The 15,589-nt window shown below is 60.8% G+C and carries 16 protein-coding genes; 8 read left to right on the top strand and 8 right to left on the bottom strand.

What is annotated here, in order from left to right:
• Positions 1-9 precede the first annotated feature (9 nt).
• Positions 10-1,287 carry an L-fuconate dehydratase gene (locus RRH01S_RS17200; RefSeq protein WP_012652188.1) on the top strand — a complete coding sequence of 426 codons (1,278 nt, stop codon included), beginning with the start codon at positions 10-12 and terminating at the stop codon, positions 1,285-1,287.
• A 93-nt stretch (positions 1,288-1,380) separates the two neighbouring features.
• Positions 1,381-2,130, top strand: a complete 750-nt coding sequence (locus tag RRH01S_RS17195) for a dienelactone hydrolase family protein (protein ID WP_042473262.1) — start codon at positions 1,381-1,383, stop codon at positions 2,128-2,130.
• A 51-nt stretch (positions 2,131-2,181) separates the two neighbouring features.
• Here RRH01S_RS17195 and RRH01S_RS17190 read toward each other — a convergent pair whose 3' ends face one another.
• Both RRH01S_RS17190 and RRH01S_RS17185 read right to left on the bottom strand, forming a co-directional pair.
• The gene (locus RRH01S_RS17190; RefSeq protein WP_047524994.1) at positions 2,182-3,735 is read right to left on the bottom strand and encodes a VOC family protein; all 1,554 of its coding nucleotides are present in this window, start codon (positions 3,733-3,735) and stop codon (positions 2,182-2,184) included.
• Between the two features lie 139 nt (positions 3,736-3,874).
• Positions 3,875-4,099, bottom strand: a complete 225-nt coding sequence (locus RRH01S_RS17185; RefSeq protein ID WP_007703207.1) for a hypothetical protein — start codon at positions 4,097-4,099, stop codon at positions 3,875-3,877.
• Positions 4,100-4,608: 509 nt separating this feature from the next.
• Here RRH01S_RS17185 and RRH01S_RS17180 point away from each other — a divergent pair.
• The gene (locus RRH01S_RS17180; RefSeq protein WP_007703204.1) at positions 4,609-4,818 is read left to right on the top strand and encodes a cold-shock protein; all 210 of its coding nucleotides are present in this window, start codon (positions 4,609-4,611) and stop codon (positions 4,816-4,818) included.
• A 408-nt stretch (positions 4,819-5,226) separates the two neighbouring features.
• Positions 5,227-5,661: a hypothetical protein gene (locus RRH01S_RS17175; RefSeq protein WP_034517663.1), complete on the top strand. Its 435-nt coding sequence runs from the start codon at positions 5,227-5,229 to the stop codon at positions 5,659-5,661.
• A gap of 72 nt (positions 5,662-5,733) precedes the next feature.
• On the opposite strand, the gene RRH01S_RS17170 is transcribed toward RRH01S_RS17175, so the two are convergent.
• On the bottom strand, positions 5,734-7,188 hold the full coding sequence (locus RRH01S_RS17170; RefSeq protein ID WP_042473257.1) for a DHA2 family efflux MFS transporter permease subunit: 1,455 nt from the start codon (positions 7,186-7,188) through the stop codon (positions 5,734-5,736).
• Between the two features lie 191 nt (positions 7,189-7,379).
• On the opposite strand from RRH01S_RS17170, the gene RRH01S_RS34445 reads away from it, so the two are divergent.
• On the top strand, positions 7,380-7,523 hold the full coding sequence (locus tag RRH01S_RS34445) for a hypothetical protein (RefSeq protein ID WP_153510596.1): 144 nt from the start codon (positions 7,380-7,382) through the stop codon (positions 7,521-7,523).
• Positions 7,524-7,528: 5 nt separating this feature from the next.
• Here the strand turns inward: RRH01S_RS34445 and ggt are convergent, their stop codons facing one another.
• Entirely contained in the window at positions 7,529-9,274 is a 1,746-nt protein-coding gene (gene ggt, locus RRH01S_RS17165; protein WP_012652181.1) for a gamma-glutamyltransferase, read from the bottom strand.
• A gap of 345 nt (positions 9,275-9,619) precedes the next feature.
• On the opposite strand from ggt, the gene RRH01S_RS17155 reads away from it, so the two are divergent.
• The gene (locus tag RRH01S_RS17155) at positions 9,620-9,817 is read left to right on the top strand and encodes a hypothetical protein (RefSeq protein ID WP_012652180.1); all 198 of its coding nucleotides are present in this window, start codon (positions 9,620-9,622) and stop codon (positions 9,815-9,817) included.
• A gap of 2 nt (positions 9,818-9,819) precedes the next feature.
• Here RRH01S_RS17155 and RRH01S_RS17150 read toward each other — a convergent pair whose 3' ends face one another.
• A complete protein-coding gene (locus RRH01S_RS17150; RefSeq protein ID WP_034517669.1) occupies positions 9,820-11,085 on the bottom strand; it encodes a glycerate kinase type-2 family protein in 1,266 nt (421 codons plus the stop codon).
• 154 nt (positions 11,086-11,239) lie between these two features.
• On the opposite strand from RRH01S_RS17150, the gene RRH01S_RS17145 reads away from it, so the two are divergent.
• Positions 11,240-11,668, top strand: coding sequence for an OsmC family protein (locus RRH01S_RS17145; protein ID WP_007703190.1), 429 nt, complete (start codon positions 11,240-11,242; stop codon positions 11,666-11,668).
• Positions 11,669-11,673: 5 nt separating this feature from the next.
• Here the strand turns inward: RRH01S_RS17145 and RRH01S_RS17140 are convergent, their stop codons facing one another.
• From RRH01S_RS17140 to RRH01S_RS17130, 3 genes are all read right to left on the bottom strand, one after another.
• Positions 11,674-12,240 (bottom strand): carboxymuconolactone decarboxylase family protein, encoded by a 567-nt coding sequence (locus tag RRH01S_RS17140; protein WP_012652177.1) that lies wholly within the window; start codon positions 12,238-12,240, stop codon positions 11,674-11,676.
• A 10-nt stretch (positions 12,241-12,250) separates the two neighbouring features.
• The gene (locus RRH01S_RS17135) at positions 12,251-13,597 is read right to left on the bottom strand and encodes an LLM class flavin-dependent oxidoreductase (protein ID WP_012652176.1); all 1,347 of its coding nucleotides are present in this window, start codon (positions 13,595-13,597) and stop codon (positions 12,251-12,253) included.
• A gap of 142 nt (positions 13,598-13,739) precedes the next feature.
• Positions 13,740-14,651 carry a LysR family transcriptional regulator gene (locus RRH01S_RS17130; protein WP_012652175.1) on the bottom strand — a complete coding sequence of 304 codons (912 nt, stop codon included), beginning with the start codon at positions 14,649-14,651 and terminating at the stop codon, positions 13,740-13,742.
• A 122-nt stretch (positions 14,652-14,773) separates the two neighbouring features.
• On the opposite strand from RRH01S_RS17130, the gene RRH01S_RS17125 reads away from it, so the two are divergent.
• Entirely contained in the window at positions 14,774-15,514 is a 741-nt protein-coding gene (locus RRH01S_RS17125; RefSeq protein WP_012652174.1) for an SDR family oxidoreductase, read from the top strand.
• Positions 15,515-15,589: the final 75 nt, after the last annotated feature.

The following is a 15,589-nucleotide window of genomic DNA, read 5'->3' as shown; positions in this document are numbered from 1 at the left end:
GAGTTTCCCATGACACGCATCACCAATCTCCGCGTATTCGACCTGCGCTTCCCCACGTCGCAGAGTCTCGACGGCTCGGATGCGATGAACCCGGATCCGGATTATTCCGCCGCCTACGTCATTCTCGACACCGACAAGCCTGGGCTCGCGGGCCACGGCCTAACCTTCACCATCGGTCGCGGCAATGACATCTGCTGCATGGCGATCGAGGCGATGCGGCATCTGGTGGTTGGCACCGAGCTTGCGACCGTGCTGGACAATCCCGGCAAATACTGGCGGCACCTGACCAGCGACAGTCAGCTCCGCTGGATCGGTCCGGAGAAGGGCGCGATGCATTTGGCCACCGGCGCCGTCGTCAATGCCGTCTGGGATCTGCTTGCCAAGGAAGCCGGCAAGCCGGTCTGGCGGTTGGTGGCTGAGATGGATGCGGAGCAGATCGCCGATATTGTCGACTATCGCTACCTGACGGATGTGCTCACCCGCGACGAGGCTGTGGCTATCCTGAAAAAAGCCGAGGCCGGTAAGGCCGAGCGCATCGCCACCCTCGAGCGCGAGGGCTATGCCTGCTACACGACCTCGGCCGGCTGGCTCGGTTATGAGGATGCCAAGCTGCGCCGCCTATGCCAGGAGGCGATCGATGCCGGCTTCAACCATGTGAAGATGAAGGTCGGCCGCGATCTCGAGGACGATATCCGCCGCCTCACCATCGCCCGCGAAGTGATCGGCCCCGATCGCTACCTGATGATCGACGCCAACCAGGTCTGGGAAGTCGGGCAAGCGATCGACTGGGTCAACAAGCTCGCCTTCGCCAAACCCTTCTTCATCGAGGAGCCGACCAGCCCCGACGATGTCGCCGGCCACCGCAAGATCCGTCAGGCGATCGGTCCGGTGAAGGTCGCGACCGGCGAGATGTGCCAGAACCGCATCATGTTCAAGCAGTTCATTGCCGAAGGTGCGATCGACATCGTGCAGATCGATTCCTGCCGCATGGGCGGACTGAACGAAGTTCTGGCCGTGCTTCTGGTCGCCGCGAAATACGGCCTGCCGGTCTGGCCGCATGCTGGTGGTGTCGGGCTTTGCGAATATGTGCAGCACCTGTCGATGATCGACTATATCGCCGTCTCCGGCACCAAGGACGGCCGCGTGATCGAATATGTCGACCACCTGCACGAACATTTCATCGACCCCTGCGTGATCCGCGACGCCGCCTATATGCCGCCAAGCCTGCCGGGCTTCTCGATCGAGATGAAGCCGGAATCGATCGTGGAGTATACGTTCAAGGGGTGATCTCTGCGTTCGGTTGGTATCGGTCATCCGCCGCCCTTTATTCAGCGGTAGAAGCTGTGCAATATCCGCGCACCTTTGTCGGAGTATTGGTGCATGCGAGCCACTTTTGCCGTCGTCTTGACGTTCTTGCTATTCCTCGCATGCGGAAAGGCCGAAGCCGCCGGCCGCAGCCAGTTCAACGTGGCGACACCCGGCGGCAATGTTCTGGTCGAGGCCTTCGCGAGCAGTTCAGGTGCCGCGCGTCCGGCTGTGATCATCCTGAGCGGCAGCCATGGCTTTGCTCCGCCCGCCTATGATGAACTCGGGCGGAGCTTCAATGCTGCCGGTCTTGATGCCTATCTCGTCCATCTGCTCTCACCGACCGATCAGCTGGCCATTGCCCGCACCGGCAGTGCACCCGTTCGCATTGCCTATTATGCGACGCGGTGGCAGGACTGGATCGCGATGGTTCGCGGTGTGGTTTCCTATCTCAACAATCAGCCACGCTATGCCGGCAAGGTTGGCGTGCTTGGCATATCCTTGGGAGCGCAGGCGGCCGCCGCTGCTTCGGCTGACAGGCGCGATTTTGGCGCGCTGGTGCTGGTCGACGGCGGCTTTCCGGATGGCTACTCGCAGCTGGTACGCTCCTTGCCGCCACTCTACATGGTCTGGGGAAGCGCCGATCGAGTCTTTCCCGTCGCAACCGCGCGGCAATTGCAGCGGATGGCACAGGGTCTCGGCGGATCAGTCAGCCTGAATGTCTATCAGGGCGGCGCGCATAATTTCTTCCTGAAATCGGGTCCGCAAGCGGCGGCGGCTCATCAGGGCGCCGCCGATTTCTTCCTATCGCAGCTTTCGAAGTAATCCTTATCCGATGCAGGAAGGCACATGTTCCTGTTGCCACCGTTGAAGCGCTCAGTTCGCGCGCTTCAACCAGGCCTGGATGAGCGGCACGTCGGCGTCGGCCAGTTCATGGCCATAGGGGATGGTTTGCAGGTTCACCGTTGCGCCGCCGGTCCGCAGGCGTTCGGCGAGGGGTTGGGAGTATGGACCGTACATGTCCTTCTCACCGGCAATGATCAGCACGTCGGCGCCCGACATGTCGGCTGGCGGTGGGTCGGTGAGTACGGCCATGGAGCGCAGCAGCACAGCGCGGCGGATGACGTGCGGTTGCAGCGACAGCATGGCGTTGAGCAGGTTGGCGCCGTTCGAATAGCCGATATAGACGATGCGCTCCGGGTCGAGGCCATAGGCATGAATCGCACCGTCGATGAAGGCGGCGAAGGCTTCCGCCTCTCTGGCAATATCCGCTTGGTCGAAGGAGAAGGGCGTGATGCGGCGATACCAGCGCGGTGAGCCTTCCTCCAGCGCCCGGCCGCGTACGCCGAGCAAGGTCGCCTGTGCATCGACCTTGTGGGCGATCGGTAGCATTGTCGTCTCGCTGGCGCCGGAGCCATGCAGCAGGATGAAGGTGTTTCCGTTCGGCTCTGGCGGCGTGAAGAAGCGATGGATGAAGGGCAGGTCGCGATAGATGACGCGCGGCTCACCGGGCATTGAGAATTGCGGCAGGATGACATTCAGCTCCGCCAGTCGCTCCGGATTGTCGTCGGGCGCAAACAGGCGCGTGCCGAGCGTCGCCTCGTCCTCATCCACCAGCGGCCCCGGCGCATCCGTGGCAAGCTCGAACAGGATGCCGCCGGGCTCGCGGACATAGAGCGAGCGGAAATATTTCCGGTCATGCGTTACCGTCGGCGAGGAGTTGAGCGCCTGCAGCCCGTCGTGCACTGCCTGCAATTCAGCATCGTTGGCGGCGCGAAAGGCCACATGGTCGATCGTTCCCGTTCCCGGCGCGCTTGCCCAGAAGCCGCTGGCATCACGGATGTCGAGGATATCACCAGGCTCGGCGACGAGGCGGCTGATCGCGCCGTTGACCACCTGCGGCCGGTAGCCGAAGTGTTTGACCAGGAGGCTTTGCGTCTGTTCGGGCGTCTCGCTGAACAGCGTTGCGCCGCGAATGCGCCGGATGGCGTGTTCGGGCGGGATTTTGTCGCTGGCCCAGGGGGCGGCCGATGGCAGCTCTGCCGCGCCGACCAGCTTGACGATGACGCCGTCGGGATCCTTCAGGCGCAGGACAGGTTCGCCGAATTCCTCGGAGGGGCCTTCCGGCTTGAGGCCGGCGCTCAGCGCGCGCGTCAACCAGAAGCCGATGCTCATCGGGTCGATGGCAAGCGAGATTTCGCCGACCTGACCGACGCCGGCGCGGCCGGGGGCACCGTCTTCCCAGACGAGGAAAGTGATCAGCGATCCCGGCGATCCCTTGGCATCGCCGTAGAGGAGATGCAGTTGCGTCGCATCCTCGAAGCCGCCGGTGCGCTTGACGAGCCGCAGGCCGAGAAAGCCTGCATAGAAATCGACATTCGCCTGTACCTTGCGGGTGATCAGCGTGATGTGGTGAATGCCGGCGACCATGGGATGCTCCAGAACGGATTGTGCAATTGGTCGCTATTTAGGGCGGAAGCCGCCGTCAATTCAATGCGCAGTCCATGGAGACAGTGTTCACCAAACACGTAACGTCCGTCGCGACGTCACAGATCGGATTCGGTCTTGCCTATCCGGATGTCTTGGCGGTCTTCTTCTTGGCTTTTGTCTTCGGTTCCTCTGGCGGTAGCAGTGCTTCCTGCTGCAGGCGAAGCTCCCGCAGGCGTGCCGTCTTCTTCTCGCGGCTCGTCTGCTCGCTGGCCAGGATATCCCTGACGGTGGAGTCGAGCTGGCTGGCCTTGACTAGGGATGCCTGCTTTTTGGATCCGAATAGGTTGTCTTTGTTGGGCGCCATGTTGGCCTCCAGGGTTCGTGTCGGCGTTGGCGGTGCTTGCCGACTTGCGCGGGGTCGTTTCCGCGCTCGCAAGGCGAGAAATCCCATCCTGTATCGGATGACGTCCGTATTGGCGATATAATTCTGCCGTTTCCTAAGAAATAAGGCGAGAACTTGCCGTTAAAACCGGCGAAACGGAAAGAAAAACTCCGATAAATCTTGCGGAAATCGACCCGAGAATCAGGAAGATATCTAGAAAACGACTAGCGAATCTTGGCTCTCAAGACGTGATGATTTTATGTCGCACGGGCTGATTTTTATGAAATATTTGGTCGTTTTCGGTGTTTTATATGTTTTTCCTTGTGGAGGATTAGATCCTCCGTTATAAGCCGTGCATCGATATTGCTGAATGAACTTTGCCTCGACGCACTCTGCGCGACACTGACGAACTTCCTCTCAAAATCGGTCTACTGCACCCGGGCGGTTGCCTGGAATGCGATCTTTATATGAGTGATTGAAAGGTCATCGTTATGAGCACAGGTACTGTAAAGTGGTTCAATGCCGCCAAGGGTTTTGGTTTCATTCAGCCTGACGACGGCGCAACGGACGTTTTCGTGCACATTTCCGCTGTTGAACGCGCTGGAATGAGCAGCCTCCGTGACGGCCAGAAGATTTCCTACGAGCTTGTCAAGGACAAGCGTTCGGGCAAGATGTCGGCTGATCAGCTGGAATCTCTGTAAGCATCTGCCTCCGGTCTTTGACCACGGATGTACTGGCATAGATCGTTGAGGCGATGAAGGAAGAGGTCGGGTTAGCCCGGCCTTTTTTGTTGTCTTGATTCAGGCAAGCTGTGAAACGAAAAGCCCTGGCCTAAGAGCCAGCTCTTAGCTGAGATGTGGATCAAGGCGAATGATGGTGCCGAATCCGCTTGCGGTATGGGCATTGCGGGCATTCTTCTTGCCGGAAATGTCTTCGTGAAGCATTCTGCACATAAAAATACTGTAGTGGACGGAAGCGGCTTCATTTTCTGCCATGGCATGGCGGTATGTTCCGGGGACGCTATATTGTAGCTGTGGGCGATATTAAAACGGGCTCAGACTGGCTGAAATAGCGGGCTAAAGGTACCCCAAAATAACCGGACGATCAGAGTGAAAAAATTCTTGTTTGAATCGCCGATTCTGCCAGACGGCTTTAGATTTCCCGAAACCTACAGACAGCTGGTGGAAAGCAATTCTAGGCCCGATATCGAGCCATGGACTTGGTTGGCCGATAACATGCCACAGTCTCTGTCCTATTACGGCGCGATGCTCGAGAAATTCAAGGAAGGCCCCCTCGTTCCGTTTGCGATCATCTGCGATGAGACCGGGCTGCACAACGACGGCTATGTGACTTTGGCGCTATTTGACGGAAGCGACATCAGTGACAGTCCTCGCGTTCGAATCTACGACTACAGCAACCCGAAAAAGGGACCGTGGGACAACCTGAGCTACAACGACTTTGAGGAATGGCTCGTCGCCGCGAGGGAGGAGTCTGCGGACTATAAGACTCAATGTGCGGAGATCGATGACAGCAACGAAGCATGAACCCTTCATACGCTGGGCCATCGCAAATCCCCGTCCTCTTCGGGCGGGACACAATTTTGGCACTTACGGCTCTCAGTGCCCGTTGAGCATATCCTCGGGCGCCTTCTTGCGGTGACCGCTGATTTCGGAGCCGGCCGTGCGCGAGAATTGGGCATTCCAGATCCCGGCGAGAAGCGCGATTGCGGTGACGACGATGAAGGCGACGGAGAAGTCGCTCATTTCGGCGGTCGCGTGTCCGCGCAGCTGCGTCGAACCATGCAGGGCAAGGGCGGCGATGCAGATACCGAGCGACAGCATCAACTGCTGGAACGTCGAGTAGAAGCTCGTCGCCGAGCTCATCTGGTCGCGTTCGATCTCGTCATAGGCGATGGTGTTGTAGGCGGTGAACTGGAACGACATGAAGAAGCCGCAGAAGAACAGGATCGCGAAAATCACCGGCAGGGGCCAGTCGGGCTGGAAGATCGAGCAAAGCCCATAGCCGAGCGTGCCGATCACGCCGAAGATCAGCAAGGCAGTGCGGAAGCCGAGCGTGCGCAGGATCCTGACCTGCAACGGCTTCATCGCCATCGAGCCGAGCGCGGTTGCAATCGCGATCTGGCCGGCGGCGGCAGCCGACATGCCGAAGCCAAGCTGCAGCATCAAGGGAATAAGGAACGGATGCGCGCCCTGGCTGATGCGGGTCAGCGAGCCGGCGATGACGGACGTGCGGAAGGTCGGTACCTTCATCAGCGAGAAATCCATGATCGGCGAGGGGTGCTTGCGGGCATGGCGCAGGTAAGCGATACCGAACAGCAGGCCAATCGCGATCAGGAAAATGGCCATGTAGCCTTCGCCCTCGCGGCTCGACATTTCGAAGCCGAACAGCAGCGAACCGAGCGATATGCCTGAGAGGATAAAGCCCGAGAGGTCGAAACGACCATTCCTCGGACCCTTCACCTCCTCGATGAACATCGATACCAGGATGAAACCGATGATGCCGATTGGCACGTTGATGTAGAAGATCCAGCGCCAGTCGAGATAGGTGACGAACAGGCCGCCGACCGGCGGGCCGAGGATCGGGCCGACAAGTGCCGGAATGAGCAGCCAGGACATGGCGTTCACCATATCCTTGCGCGCAACGCTGCGCATCAGCACCAGGCGGCCGACTGGAAGCATCATGGCGCCGCCGAGGCCCTGTATCAGACGGGCGATGACGAGGAGAAACAGGTTCGGCGCCTGGGCGCAGAGGATCGAGCCGACGACGAAAATGGCAATCGCCGTTCGGAAGACGGTGCGCGAGCCGAAGCGGTCGGCAATGGCGCCGCTGGCCGGAATGAAGATCGCAAGGCTAAGCAGATAGGAGGTGAGCGCGATGCTCATCGCCGGTGCACTAACGCCGAAGTCCCTCGCCATGGTCGGCAGGGCCGTGGTGAGCACGGTTGCGTCAAGCTGCTCCATGAACATGGCGCTTGCGACGATAAGCGCTACTACACGAAAATTCGGTGCGGCCCGCCGGGTTGGGGCGGCCTGGAAAATCTGATCCGACATTGTCGGGGATCGCTCTCGATGGTGCGGAGGGGTCCAAAGACAGAACCGCAAGTCTGACAACAGCGCAAAGGCCGATTGGAATGCGGGTTGTATACTCCCGCTTACGCGCGATGACTATATCAGAAATCGCAAATCTTATTGATCGAAATGGAAAAAGTGACGCAGGTGGGCAGGAATGCCACAGCCGATGAATGCCAGATGAACAGAAGGCCGTGATCGAGCGTGGTTGCGCCGATCACGGCCTGTTTTCCCGTGTAAGATGGTGTGTTTTCATCGGTGGTTTCCTGCCGGAAATGCGCTCCGCTATCGAAGCCATCGCCGGCAGGATTAACTGAGGGGGTCAGTAGCCGCCGGCGAGGCCCGAGCCGGCACGGCTGTCCATCGCGCCGTTGTAGCGGGCACCGCCGCCCTTGGCGATATCGCTGAGGCTCTTGCCGCCGACGAGGATGCCTGCCGCCTGACCCCAGACCGGCCAGTCGCCGCCGATCTGGACATTATAGCCCATGCCGCTCAGCAGCTTGATCGTATCTGGCGAGAGCGCATAGGGCTCGGTATAGATTTTATCCGGCAGCCATTGATGATGGATGCGCGGCGCGTCGATCGCCTGCTGGATGTTCATGCCGAAATCGATGACGTTGATGATCGCTTCGAGCGTGATGGTGATGATGCGCGAACCGCCGGGACTGCCGATCACCATGAAGGGCTTGCCATCCTTGGCGACGATGGTCGGGCTCATGGAGGAGAGCGGCGTCTTCTTTGGTTGGATGGCGTTGGCCTCGCCCTGTACCAGGCCGTAGAGGTTCGGTACGCCGGGCTTCGAGGTAAAGTCGTCCATCTCGTTGTTGAGGAGGATGCCGGTACCGGGCGCAACCACGCCGGCGCCGAAGGAGCCGTTCAGCGTGTAGGTGACAGCCACCGCATTGCCGTCATTGTCGATGATCGAATAATGCGTGGTCTCATGGCTTTCGCCGAGACCCTTCGGCATCAGATCCTTGGAGACGCCGGCGCGATAAGGGTCGATGCTGTCGCGGATCTTTCTGGCATAGTCCTTGTCCAGCAGCTTGCTGACGGGATTGTCGACGAAATCGGGGTCTCCCAGCGTGGAGTTGCGGTCGACATAGGCGTGGCGCATGGCCTCGGTCATCAGGTGCACGGTGTCGGCCGAGGCATAGCCTGTATAGGAAAGCGGATAGCCTTCCAGCACATTGAGGATTTCGCAGATGATCACGCCGCCGGAGGAGGGTGGCGGCGAGGAGATGATCTCGTAGCCGCGGTAATTGCACTTCACCGGATCGAGTTCCCGAACCTTGTACTGCTCGAAGTCAACCTTCGCCAAGATGCCGCCCTTGTCCTGGCTGGCCTTGACGATGGCATCGGCGGTCGGCCCCTTGTAAAAGCCATCCGGCCCCTGTTCCGAAATGCTTGACAGCGCCGCGCCGAGGTCCGGCTGGGTGAACCGGTCGCCCGTCGAGAAGGGAGCGCCGTTCGGCTTGGTGAAGATCGCGGTGGTTGCCGGATCGCGCGACAGCCATTTCTTGCCCTCATTCAGCTCGGCGGCATCGGCCTGGTTGAGCGTGAATCCTTCCTTGGCGTAGCGGATCGCCGGCGCCATCAGCTCTTGGCGGGTTTTCGTGCCGTATTTCTCGCGGGCAGTCTCGAAGCCCATGACGGAGCCGGGGACGCCGACGGCGAGATAGCCGTCCGTGCTGGCGCCCTTGACGACGTTGCCCTTGTCATCGAGGTACATGGTCTTGGTCGAAGCCTGCGGCGCGCGTTCGCGGAAATCGAGGAAGGCCGTCTTGCCGTCCTTCAGTCGAATGGTCATGAAGCCGCCGCCGCCGATATTGCCGGCGGTCGGATAGACCACGGCAAGCGCATAGCCGACCGCAACTGCCGCATCGACGGCATTGCCGCCACTCTTCAGTACCTCGACGCCGATATCGGTCGCCAGATGCTGGGCGGTCACCACCATCCCATGCTCCGCTTCGACCGGCTGCGGTGCAGCGGCTTGAACTGTGGTGATGGAGAAAAGCCCGAAGGCAAGGATGGTTGCCGAGGATATCGCCCGCTGGCGGTAATGGCGCATGATGGTCCCTCTTGGAGTTTGTTATCGGGATAAAGGAGCGCATCGCGGACAGGGTGTCCAGTATGACGGAGGCGATTTCCGACCGGGTCAATGCACCGGTCTGTGCGGCCGCCGGCGTAGGAACGGCTCGGCAAAAGGCGGCCTTCCGGCCGCGATACTCGGAGCCATTGTCGACCTTTGAAACCGCCGAGTATTAAATGCAAATCGCGCGATCGCGCTTTCGTATTAATGCCGCCGCAAAATGTAGGAGACAGGCGCTTTCCTCACTCGCAATATTTTATTCATCAGAGCAGTCTACTTTAGGTGTGTGTATATCGAGGCCGAAGTATTGCGTGGAGAGTAACGATGGCCGTCACGAAACTTGAGCAGTGGAAGAACGAACGCAAGAATAAACCCAGGCCCGTCGTCGTTGCCGAAAAGACGCATGTCGTCGAAATCGAATGCGCGCATTGCCGCCGGCATTTCTTTCGATGGATATCGACGGCGCCGGCCTATTGGCGCTGCGAGGATTGCGCGCAAACCGCCGATCTCGTTCAATCCTGACGTCAGGCGATCAGAATAGCTCTGATATCATTGACGTTCGTGCCGGTTGGGCCGGGGACGAAGAGATCGCCGATCGTGTTGAACGCCGTCCAGGCATCGTTGTTTCTGAGCATTTCGGCGGGCACCAGCCCGGCCTTGCGCAAGCGCGCCACCGTGCTGGCATCGGTAAAGGCGCCGGCATTGTCCTCGCTGCCGTCGATACCATCCGTATCCGCCGCCATGGCATGAATGCCAGTATGGCCGTCGATGTCGATCGCCAAGGACAGCAGGAATTCGGAGTTTCGCCCACCCTTGCCCTTGCCTGTCAGGGTCACCGTCGTCTCTCCACCGGAGAGCAGCACGATCGGTTTGGCGAAGGGCCGGTTGCGATGCAGGATCTCACGAGCGAGGGCGGCATGCATGTGCGCCGCTTCGCGGGCCTCGCCCTCAATCGCATCCGAAAGGATGGCGGCCTCGATGCCGGCGTTGCGCGCGACGTGGGCGGCAGCCTCCAGCGAGACGCCGGCCGAGGCGATAAGATGCACTTCGTTGCGGGCAAAGCGCAGATCGCCCGGCCGTGGCGCATCGGCCTCCGGCTTTTCGATATGCGCGAGGACGGCGGCGGGCAGGTCGATACGGTAGAGGCGGATGAGGTCCAGTGCTTCAGCGCGGGTGCCGGCTCCCGGCACGGTCGGGCCAGAGGCGACGAGCGCCGGATCGTCGCCCGGAATGTCGGAGACCACCAGCGAAACGACCTTGGCCGGATAGGCCGCAGTGGCCAGACGGCCACCCTTGATGGTCGACAGATGCTTGCGGATGACGTTCATCACCGAAATCGGCGCGCCGGAGGCGAGCAGCGCCTTGTTGACGGCGATCTCGTCAGCAAGGGTCAGACCACCTGCAGGCGACGGCAGCAGTGCCGAGCCGCCGCCGGAGATCAGCGCGATCACCAGATCATCCTCCGTCAGGCCCTCCACCAGCTTCAGCAACCGCCCGGAGGCGACAAGGCCGGCCTCGTCGGGAACGGGGTGGGCGGCTTCGATGATCTCGATGTGGCGGCAGGGGGCGGCAAAGCCGTAGCGGGTCACCACCAGCCCTTCCAGCGAGCCGTCCCAGCATTGCTCCAACGCGGCCGCCATCTGCGCCGATCCCTTGCCGGCGCCGATGACGATGGTGCGCCCTTTCGGCTTTGCAGGCAGGTGCGCGCGAATGCCGGTCATTGGATCGGCGGCGCGGACGGCTGCGTCAAAGAGGGAGGTGAGGAAGGCGCGGGGATCGGAAACGGTCATATCGGAATTCTGCCTGTCTGCGATGAGCTCGTAACCATTTGGTGGCTCAACTGGCGTCGGCGCGCAAGGGTGGAGATGGCCGATTGTGTCCGGCAAGGTGAATCCCTATGTTTCAAACAACAGTTTCAACCTTTTAATTTGAGGGATTTTCGACATGGCGGAATTGAGAGTGAAGACCAGACAGACGGGCGCCACCGCCACCGTCGGCCGCACCGGCTTTCCGCATGTGACCTCGGTCACCGGCGGCGAGATCGACATCGTCACCTCGCCATCGCAGCCGGGGTTCAACCCGCTCGACCTGCTTTATTCCTCGCTGTCGGCCTGCCTCGTGCTCAGCGCCCGCATGGCCGCAAGCAGCCTCGGCGTGCTCGACAAGCTGACCGAAGTCACCGCCGTCGTGACTGGCGAGAAGGCGACGGAAGGGCTGTCGCGCGTCGAAAAATTCAACATCGCCTTCACCATCAAGGGCGATTTCGGCGATGAGATCCGCAATGCGATCGCGCACGCCGCCGAGGATGAGATCTGCACGGTCAGCAATACGATCCGTGGCAATCCGAAGTTTGAGACGGTGATTTCGGGGTGAGCAAATTACACCTTCTCCCCGAGGGGAGAAGGTGTAGGCGGCAGTTCAAACCCACCCAGATATGCCCCAAGCTCCGGATCGATATCCACCTTCACCACATTGGTATAGACCGCCGTGGCGATCATCATGCCGGCGAAAGCGACGAGGTTGACGAGTGTCGGTTCGTCATAGCGCGCCTTCAACCGCTCCCAGAGCTCCTCCGGTATAGCGTTGGAATCCTTGACGATGGCCTTGCCGAAATCGATTAGCAGGGCTTCGTCTTCGGTTGGTATGATCGTCTCCGGCGTCAGGCCGGCATTGATCAGCGCTCGCCGGAAGAAGCCGACGGGAATGATCGCTCGGCTTTCCAGCGAAATGGCCTGGCAGAAGAGCCAGACGGCGCGGTCGTCCAGCGCCGGACGTAGCTCTTCGCGCAACGAGAACCATTCGGCATAGATGCGATGTGCCACCGGCGAATGCAGCAGGGTGCGCTTCATGTTGGTCATGCGGCCGCGCAGCGCGACCTCGCGGTCATGCTCGGCGCGGACGGCGTCGGAGGCGGTCTCGTAGTCGATCGGCGTGATATGGCTCATCGGTTGTCTCTTATTGCGCCGCTTCGGAAAGCGATGGGAAGAAGCGATTGTCTGGGCGCGGCAGGCCGAGATGTTCGCGTAAAGTCGTGCCTTCGTAGTCGCGGCGGAAGATGCTGCGGCGTTGCAGTTCTGGAACGAGGCGGGTGGTGACATCGAGCAGGCCCTGCGGCAGGAAGGGGAAGACGACGTTGAAGCCGTCGGAGCCTTCCTCGTGCAGCCATTGCTCCATCTCGTCGGCGATGGTCTGCGGCGTGCCAACGAAGGCGAGGCCGGCATAGCCGCCGAGGCGCTGGGCGAGCTGGCGCACGGTCAACTTTTCCTCTTCGGCCAAGGCGATGACGCGTTCGCGGCCGCTCTTGCTGGCGTTGGTTTCCGGCGTTGCCGGCAAGGGGCCGTCTGGGTCGAAGCCGGAAGCGTCATGACCGAGCGAGATCGACAGGGAGGCGATGGCGCTGTCGTAGTGCACCAGACTATCGAGCTTGGCGCGCTTGGCCTTGGCCTCCTCGACGGTATCGCCGACGACAATAAAGGCGGCAGGAAGGATCTTCAGATGATCCGGGTTGCGGCCGATCTTTTTCATCCGGCCCTTGATGTCGGTAAAGATCGCCTTGCCATCGGCGAGATTGCGTGGAGCGGCGAAAACCGCTTCCGCCGTTTCGGCGGCAAGCTGACGACCAACGTCGGATTGCCCGGCCTGAACGATCACCGGCCAGCCCTGTGGCGGGCGGGCGATGTTGAGCGGCCCGCGCACGCTCAGTTCCTCGCCCTTGTGCGCAAGCACATGCATCTTGTCCGGATCGAAGAAGATGCCGCTTTCGGCATCGCGGATGAAGGCATCGTCGGCAAAGCTGTCCCAGAGGCCGGTGACGACATCGTAGAATTCGCGGGCGCGATGATAGCGCTCGCCATGTTCCATATGCTCGTCGAGGCCGAAATTGAGCGCTGCGTCCGGGTTGGAGGTTGTGACGATATTCCAGCCGGCGCGGCCGCCGCTGATATGGTCGAGAGAGGCGAAGCGTCGGGCGATGTGATAGGGCTGGTCGAAGGTGGTCGACGCTGTGGCAACGAGCCCGATCCTTTCGGTGACGGCGGCAAGTGCGGAGAGCAGCGTGAACGGCTCGAACGACGTCACGGTATGGCTGCGCTTCAACGCCTCGACCGGCATGTTCAACACGGCAAGGTGATCGGCCATGAAGAAGGCATCGAACTTCGCCTTTTCCAGCTCCTGGGCGAAGCCTTTGATATGCTGGAAATTGAAATTCGCATCCGGGTAGGCGCCGGGATAGCGCCATGCGCCGGTATGCAGGCTGACGGGACGCATGAAGGCCCCGAGCTTCAATTGCTTCTGTTCAGTCATGGATCCAGTCCCTCAAGAAAATCACAGGGGTCATGGCGGCGTGCGCGGACGGGCGCCGGCGAGACTATCCCCTTCGACGTAGGAGCACAGTCGGCGCATTCAAAGAGCTGGTTTCATTTATTTGATCGGTTCGGGGAAATATTCATCCACTACTGCCTTCAGCCTCAGTTTGTCGGGCAAAAACCCGGACGAGCCAGTCGATGAAGACGCGCACGCGCGGCGAGAGCTGGCGGTTGCGGGGGTAGAGCATTGAGACCGGTGTCCTGGTCGGCGGAAAGTCCTTGAGGACATGAACCAGTTCGCCGGATTTCAGGGCTTCCTCAGCGTGATAGCGCGGCACCTGGATCAGGCCGAGGCCGAGCTTGGCGGCCGAAAAATAGCTCTCGGCGGCGTTGACGGAGACCGTGGCGGGCAAGGTGATGTTACGGATCGCGCCGTCGACGGTGAATTCCAGCGGCAGCAATCCGCCCGTCGCCGAGGAGCGGAAGCCGACCATGCGGTGGCCGTCGAGAGCTTCCGGGTGCGTCGGCATGCCGAAGCGCTCGATATAGGCCGGCGCGGCCAGTGTGATCTCCTCCAGCATGGCGACGCGGCGGGCGATCATGTCGCTGTCTTGCGGCGTGCCGACGCGCAGTACGCAATCGATGCCTTCGCGGATCAGGTCGACGAAACGGTCGCCCTCGCTCATGTAAAGCTCGATCTCTGGGTAGGTTTCGAGGAAGGAGGGCAGGTTGGGCAGAACGAAATGCCGGGCGAGCGTCCCATGCACATCGACGCGCAACAGCCCCTTCGGCTTGGCGCCGGCAAAGGCACCCTCTGCGTCTTCAATATCCGACAGGATGCGCAGACAGCGCTGGTAGTAGGCCTCGCCGTCGAGCGTCGGGCTGACATGCCGTGTGGTTCGCTGCAGCAGGCGAACGCCGAGCCGCGCCTCTAGCTGCTTGACGGCATCGGTCACCGTCGAGCGCGGCAGGCCGGTGTCTTCGGCGGCCAGCGTGAAGCTGCGCCGCTCCACGACGCGGGAAAACACCCGCATGGCATCGAATCTGTCCATTTTGTTTGTTCGCTAATTTCGGATAGTGATGCCGATTAATGGATGATTATCCGCCGATTGAAAAGAGGCATCTTCCCTTTATCGAAACGCGCCACGGCGCAGAGATATGAAGGATGAAGACAATGACCAACAATTCCAACAGAGTAGCCATCGTTACCGGTGCATCTCGCGGCATTGGCGCCGCAATCGCGGAACGCCTCGCAAAGGACGGCTTCACCGTCGTCGTCAACTACTCCGGCAGTGAAGCCGCCGCCGAGGAACTGGCCCGCAGAATAGAAGAAAAGGGTGGCAAGGCACTGACCGCCAAGGCCGATGTTTCCGATGCCGAAGCCGTGCGTCGCATGTTCGATGCAGCTGAAGCTGCTTTTGGTGGTGTCGATGTCCTCGTCAACAATGCCGGCATCATGCAGCTCGCCAAGATCACCGATGCCGATGATGCCAACTTCGACCGTCAGATCGCCATCAACCTGAAGGGAACCTTCAACACGTTGCGCGAAGCCGGCAAGCGCTTGCGTGACGGCGGCCGCATCATCAACTTCTCGACCAGCGTCGTCGGGCTGAAGCTCGAGGCTTATGGCGTCTATGCCGCCACCAAGGCTGCCGTCGAAACGCTGACCGGCATTATGGCTAAAGAGATGCGCGGCCGCTCGATCACGGTCAACGCCGTCGCGCCCGGCCCGACCGCCACCGATCTCTTCCTCAACGGCAAGAGCGACGAGCTGATCGACCGCATGGCCAAGATGAACCCGCTAGAGCGCCTCGGCACGCCTGAGGACATCGCCGCCACCGTCTCCTTCCTCGCCGGCCCCGATGGTTCCTGGATCAACGGCCAGACGTTGCGCGCCAATGGCGGCATGGTCTGAGTTTCCGGATCGGCGGCGGGCCTTGCCCGCCGCTCACCACCCTTCACCCTCACCATAATCATCCAACAAGGAACA

Origin of the sequence: Rhizobium rhizogenes NBRC 13257 (genome assembly GCF_000696095.1) — a bacterium.
GTDB lineage: Bacteria > Pseudomonadota > Alphaproteobacteria > Rhizobiales > Rhizobiaceae > Rhizobium > Rhizobium rhizogenes.
The sequence above is the reverse complement of the archived record's forward strand: the minus strand, read 5'-3'. Positions and strand labels throughout refer to the sequence as shown.